Genomic DNA, 24153 nt, shown 5'->3' on the forward strand with positions numbered 1-24153 from the left:
TCTTATCATTCCTATTTTGGGGTATCAAAACCAAACAGGGCGCCAACCCCATCAGCGAAGGCGGCGCCCTGCAGGTTCAGGAGAAATACTCCTAACAATCCCTAAAGCTAATTATTCAAACCAGAGAGGCTGTGCACGGTTGCCCTGGTGAAGGCCGTAAGTCCAACCTTGAGTCCAGTCAGTGCCATTTATATCGAGGGCACCCAAGTATGCGCGTTCAAACGCAGTTACAGTAGGCACGGCATCATTGATGCGCTGTTGATCAGCAGCCACCGTATAGATTGCAGGGGCTCCGTCTAGCAAAATAAAATTGGTATCAATACCGATGGTTGGGCTCACCGCACCAGAAATCGGGGCAAACTGGTTACCGTTATCTTCAGCCCAGGCCACTAAATCGAATGAAGCTTCGTCGGTTTTAGTGCGATCTTCACAAGCGAAAATGTTTGAGGTCAGGGCTAGCTCTTTTCCGGAGGTCGCTTCGTTACGGGTTTGAGCACTCTCCATACGTAAACAGTAGTTGCTACCATCATCAGCCGTTTCGTCAGCTTTAAATGAGGCAACGATTATTGAGTTAGTAATCATTGGGTAAATACCCTCACGCAAGCGCCACCCAGCACCCGGATCATGCGTACCTTCTTTTTGAGCAGAAACGATACAAGTCAGACCATCAATCATAGGGCGACTGTTAAGCCCTTGATTAATCAGTGCGGTGTAATCAATCGTGTCTTTATAAGAACCGATTCCATCTGCCTCAATACAGTGGTTGCCATCATTTTCACTCTGAATCACCAGGGCATTGGTGATACTTCCGCGGTAACCCTCGTCAATATCGATTGAGTCATCTCGCACATAAAGAGCAACATAATTATTAATATCTACCGCACCACCAAAGAACTCAATCCCATCATCAAAAGTGGAATAAGCCTGCAAATTGTTTACCACAGTCCCATTTCCAACCGCATCAAATGAGATACCATTGAGCTCATCGCCACTAGCGACCAAGGCTCCAGTATGTTTTACGACGACATAGGAAAGCTCACCAGAGTTATCCGCATTGTTGTCGCCGCCGTAGTATGAAGTGTTATCGTCAGTAGACCCCTCGGCAGCAACATGACACTCTCCATCCAAGACCAAATCTCCGCTGCCAATAGAGCCTTTATATTTACATTTATTGGTAACACCAAAACCATTGATAACCATTCCACCCCACTGGGATACTGCATCAGCAGTCACAGTGCCGCGAACATCAGTTTCAGAAGTGAAGGTAATTGGTGCGGTTTCAGTACCACGGGCAAAAACTTGCGAGCCACGATTCACGACCATAAAAGCCGAGTTATCCTTGAACGCAACGGTTGTCCCAGCCTGTATCTCCAGCTTTACGTTATCTCCTCCCTTGGTGATACCAGCGGCCTGCAAGTCGGCATCACTAGAGAAATTTTCACCAACAAAAAGACTACCATCAAAAATATGGGCTCCACCTTCTGAAAGCGCCGGGAGGTACAAATCTTCAATTAAAGGATTGGATGCAGAAACAAAATCGGTTCCATATCGGCAGTTACCACTCTCGTAGGTACCTTGCACGCCCGAGCTTTCGATAATTGCACAGGGGTTTTCTGAAGAACCACTTCCAGAATTATCAACAGAGTTATCTACTGAATTATCTACGGTCTTAGGCTCAACACTGACACCACCACCATCACAACCCGCCAATAAAGCCGCAATTACAGCAGCCAGGACAACTCGATTTTGTATACGCTTCATACCCCCCCCTAAAGGAATTAATATCCAAAATATGAGCAGCCTATGAATATTGACCTCAGATTTTACTTACAGGTAAAAACTTGAAATCAAATAATTGACTGCCTGAACACTATGTTTGTTTTTACGCCTAAGCGAATAGGACGAAGGGGAGTGTAGAAACGGCGTATTGCGAATTTGTTAACTTTTTATATGTTTTCAGTAATTTTTGCACTAGAAACTTGAACTTTACATTTAATTGTATTTTTTATTTCCCTTGGATTTACATACGCTTTCAGAAAAATGAAAGAAATATAAAAACCATTAAATCTTGCCAATTTGCACAAGACTACAAAGACTTCAAAAAAATATGGAAAGTTATGAATCTAGGGAGAACTTACGTTAAAGGCGATTTCAAGAGGGGCTTATCTAAATAGTTAGATAAACCTGGGGGAATAGAAAACAACCCCAGGTTTAGAAAAGGGCGCTTGCTAATAAGAACCCAAAAGAAATTCACCACCCGCACTGCGTATAAACAGCTGCCCAGAACCATTTTCCCCCAGCCTTCTCTCTTCTGCCCAATCTACCAGCTGGTAGAAGACATCACGGGACACCCTGGCCATTAGGCCATTTCGGGCTTCTACGTAGGGGACTGGCTGCGCAGGTGTGCCGAATTCTTGAAGCTGCCAATTGCTACCTTGATTCAGCTCGATGACATCGCCCACACTCGTAGTGAATAATAGCCGCTGCTCCTCACCCTCTGAGGCACTGCGCGCAACCTGAGTAGCTACAAAGGGGACATCCTCAACCTGTATTCGCAGCTTTTCGACAGGAGTGACCAGAAAGTACTCATCCCCTTCCCTCTTCAGAATGCTAGCAAACAACTTCACCAGTGGCTGGCGGCGGATTTCGGTTCCTTCATGAATCCAGCGACCATCACTCTTGATCACCATATCCATATCGCCACAGAAATCCGGGTCCCACCGGTCAACCGGTGGGTGCCCGTGGAACTCCTTTTGCAACTTTTGCAGTTGCTGAAAAAGTGGCTCAGCCAAAGGAGGACCCCGCCGTGTCGCCAGAATGGCCGCTCTCCATGGGTTTACGCTGTGAGGTATCACCAATGTGTACACCCACATCCATAATAAACTCCATCAATCCCTCACGATCCTCGATCACATCGGCAAAGGATTTGGAGTGATAGAGCTCTACTGCGCCCTGCACTAGGGCCCAGTAAGTGGAGTAATAGAAATAGGCAGGCACTTTTTTCAGCATCCCCTGCTCTATCCTGCGCTCAAATACTCGGTTTAAAGCCGAGGTGTTGGAGTTACGGATAGCGTGTAATTCGGAGATCATCTCAGGCGCCAAATTGAGAGAGATAATCTTTTCTTCCAAGCGCTGAAAGAGGCGATCCTTACCAGGATCAGCCATACGGGACTCAAAGTAGGCACGGGCGGGCGCGGTAATGTCGCCTTTCTCTGCATTCTCTACTGCGATCTTCAGGCGCTCTGCCAGGGACTTTTCATAGTCCATCAGCAGCCGCATATAGATTTCTGTTTTAGAGATAAAGTGCTTGTAGATGGTGCCTTTGCCTATATCTACACGCTCAGCAATCTGCTCAACCGTGACTTTCTCTTCACCATGCTCCAGCAGAAGCTCCAGAGCCGCATCCAGGATGCGCTGCTCTCGCGCGCGAAACCTCTGAACCTTCTCTTTTGCCTTATCCATACTTCCGACCTTCTCTGCCCGTAATGTTGGGGACTGAAATTGACTATTCATTCATGAATGATAGGCAATTCGAGTCGCTTGGAAAAGAGAATCGGGAAATTAGCCTAGAAAATACGCCCAAAGAGAGAGCAGCCCGCCTAAATTTTGTCCTAATACGACATTTAAGGTCCAAGTTAGCCATCATTTTCGCCATGAATGACATCACATTGCTAACGCAAAGCGCCCAACTAAGTGAACCATCAGCCACCAATGAAACTTGATGCAAAATTAATGACTAATAATGGCCTTTACGTCATCTACTGTTATTATCGCTCTTCTGGGCAGACCTCCAATGCCAGCCCAGGCAAACCCGACTATCACTTATAGGTAACAGGTAGAGTCGTCCATGTTGGAAAAGCTGAGCAAACTTCTCGACGTCGAAGAGCTGGATCGCCACCTCTTTCGCAGTCGCCATCACGTCGAAAATTATCGAAAAGTACTCTTTGGGGGCCAGGTGCTTGGCCAAGCCCTGATGGCCGCCGCCCGTACCGTCGAGGATCGCCTGCCACACTCCCTACATGCCTATTTCTTACGCCCTGGATCAAGCGAGCTACCGGTAATCTATGAGGTGGACCCAATACGTGACGGGGGCAGCTTTACCACCCGCCGCGTTGTGGCCAAACAGCGCGGCCGCGCGATCTTTAACATGTCGGCCTCTTTCCAGATCCAGGAGCCTGGTTTCGACCATCAGGCCGACATGCCTGCTGTGGACATACCTGACCCAGAAAGCTTAAAAAACACTCAGGAACTGGCTCTGGAGGCTGGCCTCGTTAGCCCGCAGTATGACCAGCGCCGCTATATGATCGACTTCCGCCCAGTAGATCCACAAAGCTACTTTGGTGCCGAAACTCGAGAAGCCAAGTGTATGTTCTGGTTGCGTGCAGAGGGCGAAATGTCTGATGACCCTATCGAGCACCGAGCAGCACTCTGCTATGCCTCTGATATGGGACTACTGGGCACCTCTCTGCAGCCACATGATATTTCCCTATTCGATCCACACCTGATGCCAGCCAGCGTTGACCACGCCATGTGGTTTCATCGCAACTTCCGTCTCGATCAATGGCTTTTGTACGTCACTGATAGCCCATCTGCCGGTGGTGCACGTGGATTTACCCGCGGCCAGATCTATACCCGCGATGGCGTGTTGGTAGCCTCTACCGCACAAGAAGGCCTCATTCGACAAATTAAAAGCTAAATCGAAAGGTTATAACGAAAGCCAGACAAGAAAGCGCCACTCATTGTATCGGTAGAGATAGCCCAGCCGGGAATGAGCGGCGTAACCTTTTTACCTGAAAATCTCATAAATAGCTTCAGGATCTCCACGGGTGAATAGTCCCTTCTAATCCACAAAGACAATCGCTACCAATTTAGCGATCTCGCCGACATAAACTGGCAGTTTTCTTCTTAGGATACGTAACAGGCCACTCTGCATTTTTGAAGTGTGAGAAGTATGGAGTCATTTCGCTTTAGGGGCTCGCGAAAATACCTTCATCTACATGTGCGGCACCCTCTTAACCCCTGCCCCATAAGAGCAAAAAATGGAAAAGTACAGACCATTCCCAAGCACAATAACCGGAGTTTATTAATAAGGCTTTTGAACCATGTGGAAAGTTGGTGCTAGAAATACTCAGGAGAAAAGAAGCAAGCTGACAGACACAAAAAAGCCCGCAGCATGCGGGCTTTTTAAATAATGGTCGGTGAGAGAGGATTCGAACCTCCGACCCCTTCGTCCCGAACGAAGTGCGCTACCAGGCTGCGCTACTCACCGAGGTCGCGAATACTACGCGCCCACTTTTTATCGGTCAAGTATTTTAGACGCAAATTTCATCTTCGTACATTTTGCATTCAACCACCTTACTTTATGGCTTTTGAAGGCTTTATCTCTCCCCGCTATACGAACATCTTTGGCTTTATGTTATCGCCCCCTCTGAAATAACCGGCTTGCCCATTCGGGAGTCTTATTTTGGATATATTTCAATCAATAGTGTACTCCTGCTGATTTCGCTCCTTCATTTCGGCAAATACCGCATGCGGTGCACTTGGTGAGCAATGGACTCCTGCAATTGCAGGGCATCATCTGCTTCGTAGATACCACTCACCTCAACACTGGTGACCAGATATAGATGATACTTGCTTGAAACTAACAGCATGTTAACGGCTTTATAAGTGCATTCTTTTAACCGCTATTTAAGTGCCTTCCAAGTTAATGGGTGTCCATCACATTATTCGTAGCCTGATACCAGGTGACCTCTACCTTGATCCTGGATACTACGCCTTTTTAACTGCACCAAGATTTTTCACAGCACACATAGAGTTTCATTCAGCACTACCTATTGCTATTAAACCCGGCGAAGCCAATAGATTGATAAAGATCCATGTGAAACATGCAGAATAAAAAAGCCCTCCGCCCTACCCCGCATTGATTCCATAGAGAAGAATTTTTAGCTTACACATAAAACAACTCAGAAAAGAAGAAATGCTTTATGAATATTATTTAGGCGAAATTTAAATAAGATTGCCTACTTGAAGTCACACCCTGAAACTTTTGAGCGGGGATGAATACATCGCCTCCTCCAAACAATACAATGTATAAGTTTAGAATCAACACGGCCTGCATCTTATAGAAAACTGAGTGAATTATCGGCTAAAAAACGTTACATTTTTAAAAAGGTACAAACATTTTTCACGCCTTTATATTCAACCGATTTTAGCCACAAAAAATTCTTAAACTTTTCCAGCACACTGCGAAAGCTTCTCTATACTCTGCTCAGCCAGCTGGATACCCGACACTTAAAGCATTCCCCCTATTATTGGCACCTGATTTACTTCTAGCTGGTCAAATTGTTAATGGGGCTTTATCAAGTCTCAATACTCTCAACCCAGAAACCATGAAATACCTGGACGATAGATTTTTATATCGATAAAGGCCTACTCAAGGAGTACGTTCATGTACCAGCCATATGCATACGCTCAAGGGACTTTTGGACAGCCACTTAACTACGCTATTCCTCCAATCAACACAGTCGCAGGATTCACCAATATATTCCCTCATCATGCTGTACCACAACTGAGCCCCCAAGGTTTCCTGGGTGATTTGGTGAGTCGGGCGGCGCCATTAATTAGCGGTATTGTTGGTGGACCTCAAGGCCAGCTGATCAATTCCCTCGGCGGTCTTGGTCAATTGCTTCCCTTCCAAGCATTACCACAAATTCAGCCTCAACTTACCCAGCCATTCATTCCTCAGGGATATATTGGAGAATTAATCAACCGGGCAGCGCAACAATTTGGGGGCTATTTGGGTGCCCCCCAAAACCAATTTGTGAATGCTGTGAATAACCTCAGTCAGTTACTGCCTTTCCAGGCTGCGCCACAATATACGCCCCAGGGTTTCCTAGGAGAACTGATAAACCGCGCTGCGCCGGTAATTGGCAACTACATTGGTGGCCCACAGGGCCAACTTCTCAACAATGTTGCGCGACTAGGTCAGCTACTGCCATTTCAGGCCATGCCTCAGTTCGTTCCACAAATAACGACACAGCCATATTTAAATCAGTTTACCCCTGTTACCCAGATTCAAGAGCAGCTGGGGACCCTCCCTGCTCAAATGATGAACCCAATGACGAGTATCGGCCATACATTGCCATTTCAGGTAATACCACAGACTCCATATCAAGGATTGCAAAATTTAAGTGGTATTGGACAGGCATACCCATTCCAGGCCATGCAGCAGCCTAACTCACCCCTACAGCAGCAATCCTATTTACACTAATCAAACACTGATTCTTGGTGGCGGATTTTCCGCCACCAGTTTTATATAACTTGCCCCGGCATTCTTTAAGTTGATCGTTATCAGAGAAAAATAATGAAAAAATTTGAGCAGTATGTGGCTGTCCCTAACCGCAAGGTATTAGCTACCGCCATAGAATTGGAAGAGCTGGCACGCGAGGCAAAAAATTGCCCAGATGTGAAAGAAGTCGTCTTGCGCAAAAGCAATGTCACACTACGAGCTACACCAGATGCAGTTGAAAACTTAAGAAGGAAATTAGGCGGGAAAGTGATCATAGATCCAGACAGACCTATTCAGCCAATCAGCTAATATTGAATACCCTCTCGATTCATTACTTTCGGACGACACGCTAAAAGTCAGCACCGCACTGAAAGCGAAGGAACACAAACATGACTGAATCCCGACAAGAAAAGGCCGCAGGAGAACCTTCGGTCGAGGTTGCAGAGAAGGTCGAGTTACTTATTTCTCCCCGCCGGAGCCAAGTGGCCAAGTCTATGGGAGTCCAGCTATTAAACGCTGGCTCAATGCACAATATAATTTCAACTATTGCCAGGCAGCCCGGTTGTGAAGTGCTTCGCGAAATTAGGCCAGGTAGAAAGCTAAAAACACTTTCAACTGCAGATGAAGCAACAAACATCTACAAAGTGCGTATGGATGTTGATGCTGCCGCTACTCTCTACCAAACGGCCCCTCCCAATATTGCCGTTGAACTGGATTCATTACTTTCTTATGGGCAAGCTAATTTTGCACCAAGCTTTACTGCAATTTTTGCCCAGCAACCCGGTCTCTTGCGTGAATATCATGCTAAGGCCCAACAAGTCCGGCTCCGAGTGGTCGGCTCAAAGGGTGAACCGATTCGGGATGCTCAAGTAATTGTAGAAAGTGCGGGCTTCCCACAAGAGGGCGTAACCAACAACAAAGGGGAGGTGGCAATCAATATTTTCGCCCAGAGTGGCGGTGCCCAGATCAAATCCCTTCTTATCCGCCCCTCTAAAGATTTCTGGAATAAATATATTCGTTGTCCCTCACTTTCTCTGACAGGAGTAAACCTGGTCAAATTGCACTCACTAAGCGAGGCAATCCCCAGCTTTCCAAATAACGCTCCCTATGGCTGGGGGCAAAAGTACATGGGCTTAGATCAACTTCCCGATGAATATACCGGTAAAGGTATTAAGATCGCCATCATTGACTCGGGGGCCGATAACCAACATCCAATACTCTCGCATCTAAAAAATGGCATTGATGTCACCAATAATTACGACAGCAAAAGCTGGGCAGAAGACATTGTCGGACATGGAACCCATTGCGCAGGTATCATTGCCGGCCAACCCTCAGGGACTGATGCTATACGTGGCTTTGCACCAGAAGCCGAAATTTATGTATTTAAAGTCTTCCCTGGCGGCCAATTTAGTAGCCTGATTGATGCAATCGCTCACTGCATTGAAATAGGTATTGATGTGATCAATATGAGCCTGGGGAGCACAGATTCATCAGAAGCCGTTGAACAGCAAATTGAAGATGCCGTGCAACATGGTATCGCCTGCATTGTTGCCGCTGGCAATTCTGGCGGCCCTGTTCAGTATCCTGCAAGATCCCCCAATGTTATGGCTGTAGGGGCAATAGGAATGCTCAATGAATTTCCAAGAGACTCCTGGGATGCTCAAACCGTTATTCCATCAACCGTTACTGCAGATGGTGTTTTCTTACCCACCTTTAGTTGCCATGGACCAGAGGTATCAGTAGCGGCTCCGGGAGTGGGTATTGTGTCATCGGTGCCAGATAAAGGATTTGATGTACAGTCAGGCACGTCCATGGCAGCACCTCATATCACTGGTCTGGCTGCCCTGCTACTTGCCCACCACCCATTATTTAAAACCACTTTCAGACAGCGTGATATTTCGCGTACAACCGGCCTCTTCCAACTGATCCGAACACTAACATCACCAATGAATCTTGGGGCAGATAGAGTAGGAGCCGGTGTTCCCAGGCTATTTGGTATTGATTCTCTATTCGAGTCAGCCAAAGAAATGGCAAAAACCGAAGGTGTTGGTGTATCTGCCGCCCAGCCCACAAGCCCACACGCTTCTCCTTATACCGGATATAGCGTGCCGCCAATGCAAGGGTATGCGGGGGCTGGAGCAAACTGGTCCGGCCATCAGTTTGTCCCGGCCTATTACGGGGCAGAGGTTAGCGGAATGCCCCCCCAACAACCAGTGATGGGTACTTTCCCAGACGGCTTCGCCTTTGCCTATGGAATGCCCTTTATGGATCCACGCTCCATTCGTTATTGGTAGAGACATCCACAGAGGCCACGGGAACCTGTGGCCTCTGTATCTACGTCATTCCTCAATTCTTACGCATGGGCCATTTTCCCTATACACAGCTTGAATAAAAATCAACCACCCTTTCCCCTATCAACATTTTTCGGCGGCGCTTTTCTACATAACACAACCTCTAGTGACATATTGGGTTGTGCTTAGGTATATCATTTACATTGATAACGCCTTTATAAGTGTATTCTTTAATCTGACTTGATAGTAAAAGCTGCTTCTACATGCACTAACTAGACGCGCCGGAACGAATGATTAAACCCAGGTGCCGTGACTCATTTGCTTGATGGCGACATGTCGGCACCTGTAGGCTTGCTCATTGTCCAAATTGGAACTTGTTGGATTTTCTGCCAGATAATGATGCGTAAACAACTTCTCTCTTTGTCTTTGATTGTTCTTATCCTTTCACCGGTTTCTAGGGCATATGAGCTCTTATACACGGCAAAAATCGACCCTGAAAGTAAGAAGGCCTTGGTTGAGGTAGCTCTGAGTGGTGAAGACGTACCCAGTAAGCTAACCCTGAACCTGGCTTCAGGCCGTTATAAGGACCTGAAGAGCGCGCAGCCTTTGGAAGAAAAGGAAGGAAAGGCTATATGGCACACCGCCGGCAACGAGGCAAAACTCCGTTATAGTTTTGTTATCAATAACCAAAGGAAAAACGGTGGTTATGATTCACGCATTACCAAAGACTGGGCAATTCTACGCAGCGATAAATTAATTCCGCCAATTTCTGCTACTAGCCGAGGACGGGCCACGGATACCCGCCTGAAGTTAGAGATGCCTGAAGGTTGGTCTTCCGCTCTGCCCTACCCTCAAATCGAAGAAAATCTCTATCAAATATCCGACAAAAAGCGACGTTTTGTCAGACCAAAGGGATGGATGATTGTTGGTAAGATCGGCAGCCGCCAGGATTTGATTGCCAACACAGATACCAGAATTTCCGGCCCTAAGGGGCAAAATATCCGTCGACAGGACATTCTTGCATTTCTCAATTGGAACCTGCCAGAACTTAAAAAAATCTTCCCTCTATTTCCAGGCCATTTATTGATCGTTACCGCTGATGACCCTATGTGGCGAGGGGGATTATCCGGGACGCGCTCATTATTTATGCATGCCGATCGGCCTTTGATCAGTGGAAACCGCACCAGTAGCATGATCCACGAGCTAGTACATGTCGGAACAGGTATCCATGGAGATGACCAGAGTGACTGGATTGTGGAGGGCCTTGCAGAATTTTACTCCCTTGAAATTTTAAGAAGAACTGGTGGCATCAGTGATGACCGCTACCAAGAGGCAATGGATAAACTGATTAATTGGGGAAAAAAGGCCCCCACTCTATTGGTGAAACGCTCCTCAGGGCCAGTTACAGCGCGGGCAGCGGGAGTTATGCTGGAACTCGATAAAGAGATTCGTGAAGCGAGCGACGGTAAAGCCAGTATTGATGAGGTTGCGAAAGCACTCGCGAGTACCCGTGGCGAAGTTACTTTGGAACGCTTTCGAAAGCTGTCAGAACAAGCAGCTGGTAGACCCGTAAAAGCACTGGCCTTAGAAAACCTCACCGAGAATAATTCTAAGGACATCAAACAACAGATAAAAAAAAGCCCTGACGACGGGGGGGGAGAGCGTCAGGGCCAAGACCATTAGGAGTGAAACTTGGAGGATTTCATCCTTGCTACACTACGGGCAAATACCATCCTGGTGTGCCCTACCGGCATTGCATAACACGTTTGGGGGGAGACATGTTAGCCAGATAAAGACAGTATCGAACACCCTCAATGGATTGCCAGCAACCCTTCCAATAAATTAAGAACAAATGGAAATAGCTTCATTGGCAACCGTACTAAAAGTTATTAAGTCTATTGCCATAAGGTCATCCGTGAACTTTCCAGACTTTTTTCCTCAAGTTTTACAATTTGTTGAAAACAACGCTTGACTAATCTCTGATAGTCCATAGAATAGCGCCCACTTACGCAGCCAAGGGCACGTAAGTATAAGAAAACGCTAGGATTTTTCAGATTTATCAGATAGAATTCGCAGCGTTCTCATCCACACACGATGTGGAACAAAGGCTAGGTGGCAGAGTGGTCATGCAGCGGACTGCAACTCCGTGTACGCCGGTTCGATTCCGACCCTAGCCTCCATTTTTCCTTTTCATTGCAGAATCCTGTGAACTGCATTGAACGTGAGGATCCAGGGAAGAGCAAAAGTGCTAAACTCCCGTCTCGCAAAGGAGCTGCCCGGGTGGTGGAATTGGTAGACACAGGAGACTTAAAATCTCCCGGCTTCACGGCCGTGCCGGTTCAAGTCCGGCCCCGGGCACCACACACTCTATCAGAATCAACAAGTTAGATACTTTTTGGTGCAAATTTGGTGCACCCATTTTCAAAGTTCATTCTTAAATAATCGCCTTCCCCTCATATATCTCTTCATAGTCTCTTACTGAGCTTCTTCTCCTGATCAATTAGTTCAAAACGCACTCGCCTCCATATTCGCAGGCGTAAAATGATATGGCCACTAGACATCAATACTGCCAAATTTAATAATTCGCCGATGTCAAAAAATGGAAAGACATATGGCTGAAATAGGCTTTAAGGTAGCATGGGCAAGACTTGTAAACTGGCGGTCGCCAAAGGGGCCCATTGAGGAGCGCACTCTTTGGCAGATAGGCTGGTTTAAGGCGGCTTTCTACATTCCTCTGTTCCTTGCGATAATCTCCGCTGTCTGGATAGCCGCTCGGCTAGACCTTCCCTGGGATCCAACTTATGTTGGCTTAAATCGGCTCTTCGACATCTATAAATTTCCTATCGCTGTTTTTTCTCTTGCACTGCCATTTACAGCATTCATAGCGACAAATCATAGATCAGCTCAGTCTGCCGAGAGCCTAAAAAGAGTGGAACTCCAAAACTCTTTCTCAAACTATTTTACCCACAGAAAAGAATTCTTCGATTTGCTTTCAGAACTTGAAACAAAACTCAAGATTACATTTTCTGATACGGGCGCACTCTATCAGAATTGCTTTCCAAGAAATAAAAAAATCGAATTCAATATTGATCCTGTCGGCCTTAAAGAAGATGCCGCCCAGCCTTACCTGCTCTATTTAGATGAAAAATTCGAAAATGCCGAAATGAAAATTACCTATCCTGAGGTACCTTTTACTCAAGAAAAAATAATAGAAATTTATGGCACCTACTCAGAATTATCAAACCAGCTATTTTTTCAAGTGAAAGATGGGGTACAGATAAATGGTGCAAAGATAGGATTCTCTATCGAAAACCCTTTAATCCATAGGGAGTTAATTAGTGACGTATTGATTCAACTTGGGAGGTTTTCTGACATTGACTGTTTTAATGCCCGTCAAATCCATCACTGTGAAGATTTTGATGCTGCTGCCAGAGTATACTTCAAACCAGAAAGTAATTGTCACACCCCAGAAAACAAACTCATAGACACCCCTATTGAGAGTTGATTACTTAACACTTGAAATTGCTAGACTAAGGTGTATTTCTTAAACAACTCAAGTTACCACCCTCGGCAAATCCCCCGATCGGGTGGTATAGGCAGGCGATGTAAATGCCTGCCTCATCTTCCATTTTTTCTGAATCCCCTCAGCACCTAGAAACAGCGTCCCGCGACCGAACTTTTTATTGATCCTGTCCATCGCTTGCATGGTCTGCCCTGCCCTAACGGATAGCCCCGGGGTGAACAAATCACCCTGCCCCAGGGCGCGGGGGATTATCTCGATTAGCCCGACGCCTGCTTTCATAAAGCGGCAGCCGGGGCGGTATAAATCGGCAATGGCTTCTCTCACCAGCCGCACGATTACCCGCGTGTCGTCGGTGGGGTATGGGGTCTGCACTACGGCGCTGCGGCTGTAGTAGTTGGGTTCATGGGGTGAGGTGTGCAGGAATAGATGGATCGACTTAACCAGCGATTTCTGTGTGCGTAGTTTCTCTGCGGCCCTGCTGGCGTAGAGGGTGGCGGCCTGCAGTATCGGCGCTAGCTCGGTGAGCTTTTCACCGAAGGAGCGGGTGCAGTAGATCTGCTTCTTCGCTGGGGGCTCCTCCTCCAAACCCAGGCAGGGGATTCCGTTTAGCTCCTCAATAGTGCGCTCAATATTCACATTGATACGGCGGCGCAAAATTTTTGGGTTGGCCTGCGCCAGGTCATAGGCGGTCTCTATACCGAAATCCGCCAGGCGCTTGGTGAGGCGCCGGCCTATGCCCCACACATCATTGACGGCGGTGCGGCGCTGCATCCACTGCCACTTTTCTGGAGTGTCCAACGCACAGACGCCATCGCACTTGGGGATTTTCTTGGCCGCGCGGTTAGCGAGCTTGGCCAGGGTTTTACTGGGGGCGATTCCCACACCGACAGGCATACGAATATTGCGCCACAGGGTGTTGCGGATCTTGCGGCCGTAATCGCTCCAATCTTCCTGCAGCCCGTGCAGGTCCAAAAACATCTCATCGATGCTATAGACCTCCACATTGGGGCCGAACTCCCGCAGAGTGGTCATTACCCGGTGGGAGATATCGCCATACAGGGGATAATTGCTGGAGAAGATGGCCACCCGATGCGCACGCAACTTTGAAGAAGGGCTCCAGGTCGCCAATGCCTAATAGCTTCGCTTCCTTGGAGCGCGCCACCACAAAGCCGTCGTTATTGGAGAGCACCACCACCGGGCGCCCACGCAGATCCAGCCGGAATATCTGCTCACAGCTGGCATAGCAGCTGTTGCAATCCACCAATACCAGCATTCAGCGCGGCCGGTGGTAACGCACCGAAGCTTTAACCACCCCCTCTACAATCAATTCCTGCCCTTCCCAAATGGGGATCGGGGCGTAGTCATCATTGGCAGAGTGCAGCCGCCCTTGCTGCTGGTCCAGCACCTTGCAGGTGAGCTGTCCATCCAGGGCCACCACCACCACATCGCCATGGGTAGGCTTTAACGAACGATCGACAATCAATAGATCCTTGTCGAAGATGCCCAACCCCATCATGGAATCCCCATTCGCCCGTGCCATAAAGGTCGCCGCTGGCTTGCTGACCAGGTGCTCATCCAGGCTAAGAGCCGCTTCCTTGTGGTCATCGGCGGGAGAGGGAAAGCCACAGGCAATGCCGTGGCCGTACAGTGGGGAAAGCTTCATTCTGGAAACCCTGAATACTGTATACATATACAGTTTATTGCTAGAGGGCAGCAATCGGCAAGGGCAATGGATGACTATGAGGCCGGTACCACTCACGGCACCGGCTCTACAAAGCAGTCAGGCAGGCTCTTCTATTACAAGTCTTCCCCCTGGGATCTTTTGCTCATAAGCGCAGATAACATCTTGAAGCACGAACCCTACCTCCTCACCAATAAGCTGCAGCAAGGCTTTACGGGCCAGCTGATTCGGACAATCCGCAACCCATTCCAGGCCGATACATAGATTGTTGACGTAGTGAAGTTGTTGAACATGAGCGGTCAAAGGCATGGTCTACCTCCTTGTAGGAACGACAAATCCTAACCACCAAAGGCAAGTGCCTCGGCGACTTCTAGCCACCAGATTCCCTATAGTGATTTATTCGGGCTTTTGGCAACAAACACCGGAACATTACTAACAATTTCACAGTTTATGCACGGAGATTCTGGATTATTTCTAATTTAGCAATGCAAAATGCGGTTTATTTCAAAAATCGAAAATTTGTTATTACGGAAGTACCTAATACGGCTAGATGTTGGAGGCCGGGACACTGGGCGAACACCTGCGCAACGCACGGAAATTGAAGGGGAAGACGATCGCACAATTGGCCAACCAGCTGGGGCTAACACCATCTCAAGTTTCGAAAATGGAAACAGGCAAGCAGAAGATAGCGGCGGAGCTGCTGCCGGTCTGGTGTGAGGCGGTGGGGATTACTTTGGCCGAGGTGTACGGGGCCGAGAACCGGCACCACTTTGCGCAGGCTCCCTTTCCGCCACTTATAGCTCGTCTATATGCGCAGCTGCCGCAGGAGTTTCGTCGGCATATTCACCGAGTGATTGAGAGTAGTTACCAGCTTTGGAAAGGGAGGCGATAACGGTGGCGCTCACCAGGTAAGGGCGTTCGTTTGGTTGGGTAGCTGGAGGAAGGACGACGCCCTTATTCCGGTGCAACGCGTTGTTATCTGGCTGTTGCCATTTTCCATTGATTGAACGCGTCCGTTAGCTGCGCAGACATCTTTATTCAAGATACTCCATTCTCCAGCGTGCCGGGCCGATGACTTGGGTGACGGCTTTGGCCCCAGCCGAAGCGCCGCTAAAGCTGCCGATAAATGGGGTGGCGCAATCAAAAGTTAAAAGCCAGCCAGCATCGGGTGTGGGGCAGGCAAGATATACTTTGAACGTCTCGCCCGAAGGAATACGGAAGTGCACAACAAAACCGCTGCCGCAGAGAAGTTGTACCACGTCATCGACAGGCGTCCCGTCGGCGCTAATGTTCACATGCATTCGGTCAAAACGCGAAAAGTCCTCACCTTCCTGTGCGACATACAGTTGCGGATAGGAAACGCCATGGGTCTCGTCCTGTGTGGTCAGCTCTCCGCCTCCGGGAATATGGGGCTCGCGTCCCGCCTGGGCGATGATTTCCAGTAGACGTTCACGGGATAGCAGAAAGTGTGGCATCACTTCCGCGACACGCTCCGTCGAAGGTTTGGGATCGGCCAAAAAGGCCTTAAGGTCGTTGGAGAGGCCCGACCAATCCTGCGCCCAAATCCGGGCGCCGATCGGCGCCAGCGCTGTGTTGATTTCGTCGAGTGCATACAAGTCAGCTTGCTCGCCGTCGCTTTCTAACCGGATCCCGCTATCGAGTTTCATTTGAGTCTAGGTCGATTAATGCCCCACTGGTTCAACTTCACGCCAGATAACGCCGCATTCAGGTGCGCCGTAGGCGCCACCTGGAATGCTTTGTTAGCTGCGTGCTGGTTGATGGAACTCTATAACATTGTCATCTGGATCTCTTATAAAGAAAAACTGAGCACCGTTGTATTCGACTTCACCTGTTATAGGAAAACCCAGAGCTTCGACGTTACTTTTGGCTGAATCATAGTCTGTTATTTCTAAAGCGATGTGCGTATAGCCTGGATATTTTATATCACCTTCCATTAGCACATTTTTCCTTGGTGCATCCTTTGAAGCATTAAGGATCAAGTTGATGTTAACTCCTGATGGATGCTCAACTATAGCTACTGGCTCAGGGCCAACTGGGCCAACTATAAACTCAAAACCTAGCTTGCCATAGAATTCACGAGAGACATCCAAATCTCTAACCCTCAATCCTACATGATTAATTCTGGTTATATCTTTCATCATCATCCCTTGATATTGAGTGTAAATGATTAGGAGCAGCTAACGCCCGCAACAGGGGCGACCAATACTATGCACATTTCGTGCGAAACTGGGAGCGTAGCGACCCGCACAAAATGTGCATAGCGTTGGGCGTCCCGCGGAGGCCCGAAGAGCCGTAGCATACTGCTTGCGTTTGTTAAGCATTGCCGCCACCACTGAAAAATGAGTATGCGGAGTAACCTACGACTGCGACGATCAGCCAAAACAGAACAGAAGTAAGAAAGATCCAGCCATCCTTTGGCTCGCTTTTACCGCCAATAAACACTTTACAGATGAAATAGCCTGGGAAGTGGAATAGTAGCTCGAAGATAATTTGGAATACGACTTCTACGAGAAACCTACCAATTGGGCGAAGAATACCGCCAATGATTTCTTCCATACTACTTACCTAAACTTGTATTGGGTGGTGGTCCAACAGATGCCACTCTCGAAGCGCATAACGGCATACAGCGCCCAGCAAGTTAATCTCACGATTCACCGAACCGGGGGATACAAAAGTCAGCCGACGGTCCCTAAATTCAGCGAAATTCTGTGTCTTAAGCTCCGATAGGGGGATCTGCGATATTGGATCGGATAGAAGTTTATTAAGTCTGACAATCTCCCACCTTGCACCTGCCCTACCAGGGGAAACTGTCTCGGAAAAACGCTTCATTAGGTCACCAAATGTACCCGCCTGGGGCTTTCCGAATTCTCCCTGCCTTATCTGATATTCCGTATCCTGCGCCCACTGCTGAGCTTGCCTTTTGGTATCAAAGGACGCCCCAACAGAATGGCCTTGGAGTCTTACCTGGGCGCGCCATGCTTTACCACGCCGGGTAAATGTTGCCATTACTATCCCCTATCGTTGGTGCAAATTTGGTGCACTATTTTGCACCCATTCGCAAACAGCTGACAATCACAAAGGATAAGTAAAGTGAATATTTTTTTAAAATCAAGAATTTGCAGGGCATGGAGGCTGGGTGAATCTCTCTGCAAAATTGTGAAAATGTCCGGCCCCGGGCACCACACATTTTGTTAGAATCAAAAAACGAAATATCTCTTGGCACAAATTTTGTGCACACCTTCAGAACCTCTAAACTCTTCCTCAAAACTTAAGGCAGAGAGAGTAGAAATCGTTTTCTTGATTCAAAAGTGCTCCTACTCCCCTAATCACTCTATTTAAATTCAGCCCGCCCTTATAATCCCAGCTGTAAAATAGCCGAGCCCCTACACATCAATACCACCTATGTTAATGGTTCGTCGATCCCACAAGGTGGTAAGGCACTTGACTGAAGTAAGCTTTAAGAAACCATGGGCCAGATTTTCAAACTACCATAATTTGCCTGATAGATTTCAGCCATCTTTTTGCCAGCCGACATCTCTTGCTCCTGAAAAAATAGGGGAGCTACGCTACTTCTTAGCATTGTATACAACAGAAATAAATGCGGACTCTGTCTCTCCACCCATGATTTACATAGAGTGAAAAGAGGTAATTGCCTAAATTTTCAATAGGGGGATGGGCTCAGCCTAAGAGATTCATGAATCTGAGTTGACTCTTGCTTAATAAACCTCAGTCGACACTTTCCTCCCATCGCCAGAAGAAGTCATTCACGGGCGACCCAGAATAACTCTTACAATAGCATTTTCTCACCACGCGCTTATCGCCCTAGCCTGCTTGCGGTCATCATTGCCCAACATTACCCTACTGAGATACTCACGTACTGCACCAGTAGTTAATAGAGAAGCCCTCAAGCCCCTTAGTTACTAGCTTTCTGGGAAATCGCAGCCTAAGAAAACAGCCTACTTTATTCTGTGTGTATCGATGAGTTAGCCATTAGTCTTGAACATTTTTTACCCCCTTAAATTACCACCAGAAATCAACCTGGACTGACCTGATGCCGGGTCATTTATAATCATACTCAATTGAATTCTCGATCATCGCGCTGTTATTTCTGGGAGACTCTTAAAAATCAAATGTCCCCCCTTCTAACCAATGAGCCGTGTGATCACTAGAAAAGTTGATAGCGGTCATGATGGCCACTTTTCCACTTGTCTCTACAGTACCAAGTAGCTGCAGCCTATTAATTTAGCTGCAGGAAGAAGCTAGTTGGCGTATATTTGCAAATGAAATAATAGTCGTTGTGATAAGGTCACAATGTAACTGTCAGACCAACAACATATGGATTCTTAATGTCCCAAAGCAAAGCCCTTTTAGTTATCGATGTTCAAAACGCTCTTTGTCACGGTAAAGGAGCTACATATAATGCACTTGGGGTAATCGATAACATCAATCTAGTTGCGTCGCGAGCAAGACAGGCTGGTGCCCCGGTCATTTATATTCAGCATGATACTGAGTCAGATGCTTTGAGGTATCAGACAGAGAGCTGGCAACTTCCAAAAGAGCTAGAGAACTCAGACTCAGATATCTACGTAAGAAAGCAGGCCTCAGACTCTTTCAAGGACACCGATCTCAAAGACCACCTGGATAGATTAGATATTCAGGAGCTAATTATATGCGGCATGCAAAGTGAGTTTTGCGTAGATAGTACGTTAAGGTGTGCCCTATCGCTTGGCTACACTGTCACCGTCATAGCGGATGGCCACACAACTGTAGATAACGATATTATTCCTGCAAATACGATATCCAAGCATCATAACTGCACTTGGGAGAATATTACCAGCTATAGCGCAAGAGCAACTGCAATCAATGCCAATGAGATCGTACTATGAGAGGCCTAATAGATTTAGACAAACGGACAAATTACTCTGCCTTTGGCTCCGTAATTTGCCACTGCTAGAGACGTTAGGGGCCCATAAGGAAATATCGATGTCAGAAGTAGTTACAATCAATTACATCGTGTCTAGAGGTAATGAAGCTGGAACGGTACTTGAACCGCATAAACATGAGTGCGGTAGATATGTTGCTAGCATGTCTCGCTTTAAAAAAGACTACGTTCGAGTTGAATCTCTCCGGGAACTCGCCATTTTGTCACAGCACGGTTTTAGTGTTCGCATGAGTAGCCCAGATTCAGAGAATCACCGAGCTCCAAGCCTCATATCACCAGACTCATTAAAAATTGTCTATAGCGAGGTCGCTGCTAGCACCTAACAAACCGCCACAATCGCTCCCGATGGATGCTGGGACAGCCAAAATGCTACGCTTATTTTTCCACCCCTATGCGAGGCATTATACGCAAGGAGATAAAGTGCGATTTTTAAGATTTTTCATCTTCATTTTCTTCTATCCAGCCACATTGCATGCAATAGAAGGTATTTCAGTTTACACAAAAGTCCATCCTCATCTATCTTCTGTAATAAATTTAGAAAACGAGCTATCTATAGAATTCGGGGTGATCCCTGGAGCTATTTTCGGGCAGCCTCTTAACAGTCCACTGTGGCTTGTAAAAATTGATGATTCAAAAGCGTAGCCTGGCCCACGAAACGAGAAAAACATGAATTTTTGCCTTTCATAGCGAAACTCGCTAAACCAAACGAAAACTCTAATTTAAGTATTAAGCCTGCTGACACACAATTGGCGAGAATAAGTATTTACGGTTATTTCAGCAAAACAAAACAGAACGTGGAGGCTAGTGCACTTTCTGAAAGCGGCAATTACCTTATGCTGGTGTATTTCGATAGGCCTTGCACCCTTTCTGGATTTGTGAATCTCAACAATAAAAAAGTCAAGCACTCAATCAATATTGAATCTTCTGGATTTCATTGGATTGAAGTTACTATCGGCGAAAAAGAGGACTCACTTTCTGTATATTCGCCGCACAAAAATGTAATTTTAAATATCGGCAGCTAAACGTACAACCAGTGGTTATATCTTTTCATCTTCGCTATTCAAAGCCAACATCTAGTGAAACACTTATCCATAAAGCTAATGCTATACCACCCCTTAAGTTACTTCCCTCTGCAAATCTCCCCATAGAGTCGTATAGGCAGGCGATGTAAACACCTGACGTATCTTCCACTTTTTCTGGATACCCTCGGCTACTAGAAACAGCGTCCCGTGACCAAGCTTTTTATTGATCCGGTCCATCGTCTACATGGTTTCCCCTTCCCTGCCCCATTTCCCTGACTGAGGGCACGGGGGATTATTACGCCTAGCCCGGCTGCCGCTTTCATAAAGCGGCAGCCGGGAGGCTATCAATCCGCAATGGTTTCTCTTACTCGCCGCACGATCACCCCCGTGGCACCGGTTGAGTATGGGGTCTGGACTACGGCGCAGCGACTGTAGTAATTGGGCTCATGGGGTAAGGCATGTAGGAATACATGTAAGGCTGTAAACCTCCACTTTGGCACCTAATACCCGCAGGATAGCCATTACTCTGTGGGAGATATCGCCATTCAGAGTAATTTCTAGAGAAGGTCGCACCAGATGAATGTGCAACCAGCACGGAACTCAGGAAGTACATCAAGTTATTAAATATTGAGATTTTTTTGCTTAGCATCAAAGTTGCGTTATGAGATAGTTGCTATAGATCTATAGAAATATGACGCAAAATATATCAATTTTTGTAACTCATTAATTTTATTTCCTTTTATTTTGATAGAGCCAAAATCAATGGGAAAAGTGAATTACAAAAGGTTGAACCTCTTTACGAATATCTTATTATGCGATGACATTCATTTGATGCGACACCTATCATGCATATCTCTCAGTTCTCAACAGGCTGTGGTGCGCTCGTGGAAGGCATACAGCTAGCTAATTTATCTAGTACCGAGCTAAGCGACCTACGCCAAGCTTTCGCTGATCATGGCGTGCTATTTTTTCGCAACCAGTCTCTATCCCCTGAGGAGCACCTGACCTTTGCCCGCCGCTGGGGCGAAATTGTCATCAATAAGTTTTTTACCCACACTCAGGAATATCCAGGCATTGCTGAAGTACGCAAGGAGAAAGATCAGGAAACCAATGTAGGCGGTGGATGGCATACTGATCATTCTTATGATCAGGAACCAGCCCTCGGCTCGATTCTGGTTGCCAGAGAATTACCCAAATCCGGAGGCGATACCCACTTCGCCAACCTACAAAAGGCGTACGAAAGTCTTTCCAATGGGCTAAAGCAAACACTGGAAACACTTAGGGCCGTACATTCCAATGTCCACGTATATGGTGAGGATGGTTACTACCAATCAACAGATTTGTCATCACAACTTGGGGGCGTCAACGAAGTTGGAGAAGCGATTCATCCGGTGGTAATCCAGCACCCCGATAACGGGCGCAAGATTCTCTATGTAAATCCAGGGTTCACACTGCGCTTTGAGGGATGGACACCTGAGGAAAGTAGACCTCTATTGAACTTCCTATTTGCCCACGTGCTCACTAATGGCTATACATGCCGCTTCAATTGGGAGCCGGGCTCAGTCGCATTTTGGGATAACCGCTCTACCTGGCATTCTGCCGAAAATGATTATCAGGGACAGTTCCGCCTAATGCACCGTATCACTCTTGCCGGAAGAGCATTAGAAGCTGTCTGACCAGAGTTTGGGGCGTCGCAGTTCACCGGTCAGTGAAAAGGTTCGGCTGCGCCCCAGGTAGCCTCCTCACACTGGCCGGGGCTTTAATCATCAACGGTTAAGTATGTGTCATTAGCGACTATTAAAAAAGGCAACTTCTAGACAAAGCTCGACCCCCGAGAAGTATCCAGTTACTCCACCTTCCTCTAGTGATTTCTCTACACACCTGGCCCTACCCTCTAACCGACTCTTATCTACTGGATTTGATTAGTGTCTTGCACCGCCGCTAAACTTAGATGAAAGCGAAAGGGTTCTTCTCATCTAATTTCGAACAAGTGGCTGAAACCAGCTGGTCAAAAAAATGCATAAAGCAAGAGCGATAAAAAATATGACTATTGATTCTGTTTGGAAAGAATATCGTTCAGCCCTGCGAGCTTTTCTCAGCTCAAAGGTTTCATCTGCCGATGCAGTTGATGATCTGCTCCAAGAGATCCTGATAAAGATTCACAGGAATCTCCATACAGTAAGGGATCAAAAAAGTATCAAGTCTTGGCTATTTCAGATAGCCAACAGGACAGTTATTGATTTCTACCGTGAAAATGGAAGGCTCAAGGAAGTAGAACTCGAAGACAACTTGTTGTTACCTGAAGAGGATTCAGAAACGCAGCGTAGGTTATCAGCCTGTATAGAGCCTTTTGTTAACGCGCTCCCACAGGAGTCAGCTGCTCTACTAAAGGCTATTGAACTGGAAGGTCAGTCACAAAAATCTTATGCGACAGAGCATAAAATCCCCTACTCCACCTTAAAATCCAGAGTACAAAAAGGTAGAAGCCAACTGCGCAAACTATTTGAGGACTGCTGCCATTTCACTCACGACAGCCATGGAACAGTGATCGATTATGTGCCGAAATCAAAACACCATAAAAATTGTTAAATAGTTTCGTCTTTTTCAAAAAGCCTCCGTCATATAAATACAAACCAATGACGAGGACGAATTATGATCAAGGTTGTCAGCTTTAAAATATGCCCTTTTGTTCAGCGAGTAACCGCCCTTCTTGAAGCAAAAGAGATTCCCTATGAAATTGAATACATTAGCTTGAATGATAAACCTCAGTGGTTCCTGGATATCTCGCCCACTGGCCAGGTACCAGTTCTGATCACCGATTCTGGGGAGGCCCTCTTTGAGTCCGATGCGATTGTTGAGTACTTAAATGAAATAGCCCCACCTCTAGAGTCAGGGCTCACTCCAGAACAACGTGCGCGCGACCGAGCCTGGAGTTACCAGGCAGCAAAGAACTATTTGCTACAGTGCTCTGCTCAACGTAGTAAAGATGAGCAAACACTGGCTGAGCGCAGCGAAAAACTGAGCAAAGTTTTTGAGCGAGCTGAAAAGGCTTTAGGACAGGGGCCATATTTTAAAGGCGCGACGCTAAGTAATGTCGATATTGCCTGGCTACCACTTCTTCACCGAGCTGCCATTATCAAAGCACGTTCCGGGTACGACTTCATTGTCGACTACCCAAAAGTAAAGGCATGGCAAACTGCCATTCTGAATACTGGATTGCCAGAAAAATCAGTACCTGAAGATTTCGAAAAGCGCTTTACAGATTTCTACCTATCAGAAAATACTTTTCTTGGAGGTAACAAGGCAAGCACCCACAATCTAGATAACTCTTGCGCCAATGGGAGTTGCTGCTAATTTTCTCTACCGCACGCCCCTTGAAAGAGGG

General features: G+C 47.0%; 25 protein-coding genes, 3 tRNA genes and 1 pseudogene. 15 read left to right on the forward strand and 14 right to left on the reverse strand.

Annotation, left to right across the window (positions count from 1 at the left end):
* Positions 1-111: 111 nt before the first annotated feature.
* The 3 genes from ACJJIO_RS20515 to ACJJIO_RS20525 form a co-directional block, all read right to left on the reverse strand.
* A complete protein-coding gene (locus ACJJIO_RS20515; RefSeq protein WP_444904690.1) occupies positions 112-1761 on the reverse strand; it encodes a beta-helix domain-containing protein in 1650 nt (549 codons plus the stop codon).
* 467 nt (positions 1762-2228) lie between these two features.
* Complete coding sequence (locus ACJJIO_RS20520; protein ID WP_444886117.1) at positions 2229-2792, reverse strand: DUF1285 domain-containing protein; 564 nt, start codon at positions 2790-2792, stop codon at positions 2229-2231.
* A complete protein-coding gene (locus ACJJIO_RS20525; protein ID WP_252085834.1) occupies positions 2785-3462 on the reverse strand; it encodes a TetR/AcrR family transcriptional regulator in 678 nt (225 codons plus the stop codon). Before ACJJIO_RS20525 ends, ACJJIO_RS20520 begins: the two co-directional genes overlap by 8 nt.
* A gap of 385 nt (positions 3463-3847) precedes the next feature.
* Between ACJJIO_RS20525 and ACJJIO_RS20530 the strand changes: the two genes are divergently transcribed.
* On the forward strand, positions 3848-4696 hold the full coding sequence (locus ACJJIO_RS20530) for an acyl-CoA thioesterase (protein WP_252085833.1): 849 nt from the start codon (positions 3848-3850) through the stop codon (positions 4694-4696).
* Between the two features lie 496 nt (positions 4697-5192).
* Here the strand turns inward: ACJJIO_RS20530 and ACJJIO_RS20535 are convergent.
* Both ACJJIO_RS20535 and ACJJIO_RS20540 read right to left on the reverse strand, forming a co-directional pair.
* Positions 5193-5269, reverse strand: a tRNA-Pro gene (locus ACJJIO_RS20535).
* Between the two features lie 241 nt (positions 5270-5510).
* Positions 5511-5651 (reverse strand): hypothetical protein, encoded by a 141-nt coding sequence (locus tag ACJJIO_RS20540; protein WP_444904689.1) that lies wholly within the window; start codon positions 5649-5651, stop codon positions 5511-5513.
* Between the two features lie 797 nt (positions 5652-6448).
* Between ACJJIO_RS20540 and ACJJIO_RS20545 the strand changes: the two genes are divergently transcribed.
* The 7 genes from ACJJIO_RS20545 to ACJJIO_RS20575 all read left to right on the forward strand — a co-directional run bounded on the left by ACJJIO_RS20545 (position 6449) and on the right by ACJJIO_RS20575 (position 13084).
* The gene (locus tag ACJJIO_RS20545; protein WP_444909657.1) at positions 6449-7270 is read left to right on the forward strand and encodes a hypothetical protein; all 822 of its coding nucleotides are present in this window, start codon (positions 6449-6451) and stop codon (positions 7268-7270) included.
* Between the two features lie 93 nt (positions 7271-7363).
* Positions 7364-7597 (forward strand): hypothetical protein, encoded by a 234-nt coding sequence (locus ACJJIO_RS20550; RefSeq protein WP_444909658.1) that lies wholly within the window; start codon positions 7364-7366, stop codon positions 7595-7597.
* An 80-nt stretch (positions 7598-7677) separates the two neighbouring features.
* The gene (locus ACJJIO_RS20555; protein WP_444909659.1) at positions 7678-9582 is read left to right on the forward strand and encodes a S8 family serine peptidase; all 1905 of its coding nucleotides are present in this window, start codon (positions 7678-7680) and stop codon (positions 9580-9582) included.
* A 393-nt stretch (positions 9583-9975) separates the two neighbouring features.
* Positions 9976-11262: a hypothetical protein gene (locus tag ACJJIO_RS20560; RefSeq protein WP_444909660.1), complete on the forward strand. Its 1287-nt coding sequence runs from the start codon at positions 9976-9978 to the stop codon at positions 11260-11262.
* 423 nt (positions 11263-11685) lie between these two features.
* A tRNA-Cys gene (locus ACJJIO_RS20565) sits at positions 11686-11759 on the forward strand.
* A 94-nt stretch (positions 11760-11853) separates the two neighbouring features.
* Positions 11854-11940, forward strand: a tRNA-Leu gene (locus ACJJIO_RS20570).
* 250 nt (positions 11941-12190) lie between these two features.
* Positions 12191-13084 (forward strand): hypothetical protein, encoded by an 894-nt coding sequence (locus ACJJIO_RS20575; RefSeq protein WP_444909661.1) that lies wholly within the window; start codon positions 12191-12193, stop codon positions 13082-13084.
* A gap of 48 nt (positions 13085-13132) precedes the next feature.
* Here the strand turns inward: ACJJIO_RS20575 and ACJJIO_RS20580 are convergent, their stop codons facing one another.
* The 4 genes and pseudogenes from ACJJIO_RS20580 to ACJJIO_RS20595 all read right to left on the reverse strand — a co-directional run bounded on the left by ACJJIO_RS20580 (position 13133) and on the right by ACJJIO_RS20595 (position 15092).
* Positions 13133-14230, reverse strand: a complete 1098-nt coding sequence (locus ACJJIO_RS20580) for a Y-family DNA polymerase (protein ID WP_444909662.1) — start codon at positions 14228-14230, stop codon at positions 13133-13135.
* A 31-nt stretch (positions 14231-14261) separates the two neighbouring features.
* A pseudogene (locus ACJJIO_RS20585) lies at positions 14262-14375 on the reverse strand (Y-family DNA polymerase); the annotation flags it as partial.
* Positions 14376-14765, reverse strand: a complete 390-nt coding sequence (locus ACJJIO_RS20590) for a LexA family protein (RefSeq protein ID WP_444909663.1) — start codon at positions 14763-14765, stop codon at positions 14376-14378. It abuts the pseudogene before it with no gap.
* Between the two features lie 117 nt (positions 14766-14882).
* Positions 14883-15092 (reverse strand): hypothetical protein, encoded by a 210-nt coding sequence (locus tag ACJJIO_RS20595; protein ID WP_444909664.1) that lies wholly within the window; start codon positions 15090-15092, stop codon positions 14883-14885.
* A 241-nt stretch (positions 15093-15333) separates the two neighbouring features.
* Between ACJJIO_RS20595 and ACJJIO_RS20600 the strand changes: the two genes are divergently transcribed.
* Positions 15334-15675, forward strand: a complete 342-nt coding sequence (locus ACJJIO_RS20600) for a helix-turn-helix domain-containing protein (protein ID WP_444909665.1) — start codon at positions 15334-15336, stop codon at positions 15673-15675.
* A 142-nt stretch (positions 15676-15817) separates the two neighbouring features.
* On the opposite strand, the gene ACJJIO_RS20605 is transcribed toward ACJJIO_RS20600, so the two are convergent.
* From ACJJIO_RS20605 to ACJJIO_RS20620, 4 genes are all read right to left on the reverse strand, one after another.
* Positions 15818-16450: a hypothetical protein gene (locus tag ACJJIO_RS20605; RefSeq protein ID WP_444909666.1), complete on the reverse strand. Its 633-nt coding sequence runs from the start codon at positions 16448-16450 to the stop codon at positions 15818-15820.
* Between the two features lie 93 nt (positions 16451-16543).
* Positions 16544-16942, reverse strand: coding sequence for a VOC family protein (locus tag ACJJIO_RS20610; protein WP_444884529.1), 399 nt, complete (start codon positions 16940-16942; stop codon positions 16544-16546).
* A gap of 175 nt (positions 16943-17117) precedes the next feature.
* Positions 17118-17360 carry a hypothetical protein gene (locus ACJJIO_RS20615; RefSeq protein ID WP_444909667.1) on the reverse strand — a complete coding sequence of 81 codons (243 nt, stop codon included), beginning with the start codon at positions 17358-17360 and terminating at the stop codon, positions 17118-17120.
* Between the two features lie 9 nt (positions 17361-17369).
* Positions 17370-17810, reverse strand: a complete 441-nt coding sequence (locus ACJJIO_RS20620; RefSeq protein ID WP_444909668.1) for a site-specific integrase — start codon at positions 17808-17810, stop codon at positions 17370-17372.
* A 1340-nt stretch (positions 17811-19150) separates the two neighbouring features.
* Here ACJJIO_RS20620 and ACJJIO_RS20625 point away from each other — a divergent pair.
* From ACJJIO_RS20625 to ACJJIO_RS20635, 3 genes are all read left to right on the forward strand, one after another.
* Positions 19151-19690, forward strand: coding sequence for a cysteine hydrolase family protein (locus ACJJIO_RS20625; RefSeq protein WP_444909669.1), 540 nt, complete (start codon positions 19151-19153; stop codon positions 19688-19690).
* A 422-nt stretch (positions 19691-20112) separates the two neighbouring features.
* Positions 20113-20388: a hypothetical protein gene (locus ACJJIO_RS20630; RefSeq protein ID WP_444909670.1), complete on the forward strand. Its 276-nt coding sequence runs from the start codon at positions 20113-20115 to the stop codon at positions 20386-20388.
* Between the two features lie 32 nt (positions 20389-20420).
* Positions 20421-20768, forward strand: coding sequence for a hypothetical protein (locus ACJJIO_RS20635; RefSeq protein ID WP_444909671.1), 348 nt, complete (start codon positions 20421-20423; stop codon positions 20766-20768).
* Between the two features lie 93 nt (positions 20769-20861).
* Here the strand turns inward: ACJJIO_RS20635 and ACJJIO_RS20640 are convergent, their stop codons facing one another.
* Positions 20862-21005: a DUF4113 domain-containing protein gene (locus tag ACJJIO_RS20640; protein ID WP_444886111.1), complete on the reverse strand. Its 144-nt coding sequence runs from the start codon at positions 21003-21005 to the stop codon at positions 20862-20864.
* Between the two features lie 608 nt (positions 21006-21613).
* On the opposite strand from ACJJIO_RS20640, the gene ACJJIO_RS20645 reads away from it, so the two are divergent.
* The 3 genes from ACJJIO_RS20645 (at position 21614) to ACJJIO_RS20655 (ending at position 24122) form a co-directional block, all read left to right on the forward strand.
* Positions 21614-22444 carry a TauD/TfdA dioxygenase family protein gene (locus ACJJIO_RS20645; RefSeq protein WP_444885040.1) on the forward strand — a complete coding sequence of 277 codons (831 nt, stop codon included), beginning with the start codon at positions 21614-21616 and terminating at the stop codon, positions 22442-22444.
* 340 nt (positions 22445-22784) lie between these two features.
* Positions 22785-23357: an RNA polymerase sigma factor SigZ gene (gene sigZ, locus ACJJIO_RS20650; RefSeq protein WP_444909672.1), complete on the forward strand. Its 573-nt coding sequence runs from the start codon at positions 22785-22787 to the stop codon at positions 23355-23357.
* A gap of 63 nt (positions 23358-23420) precedes the next feature.
* The gene (locus ACJJIO_RS20655) at positions 23421-24122 is read left to right on the forward strand and encodes a glutathione S-transferase family protein (protein ID WP_444909673.1); all 702 of its coding nucleotides are present in this window, start codon (positions 23421-23423) and stop codon (positions 24120-24122) included.
* Positions 24123-24153: the final 31 nt, after the last annotated feature.

The sequence above is a fragment of the Microbulbifer mixtoriginis (SeqCode) genome (genome assembly GCF_052467235.1).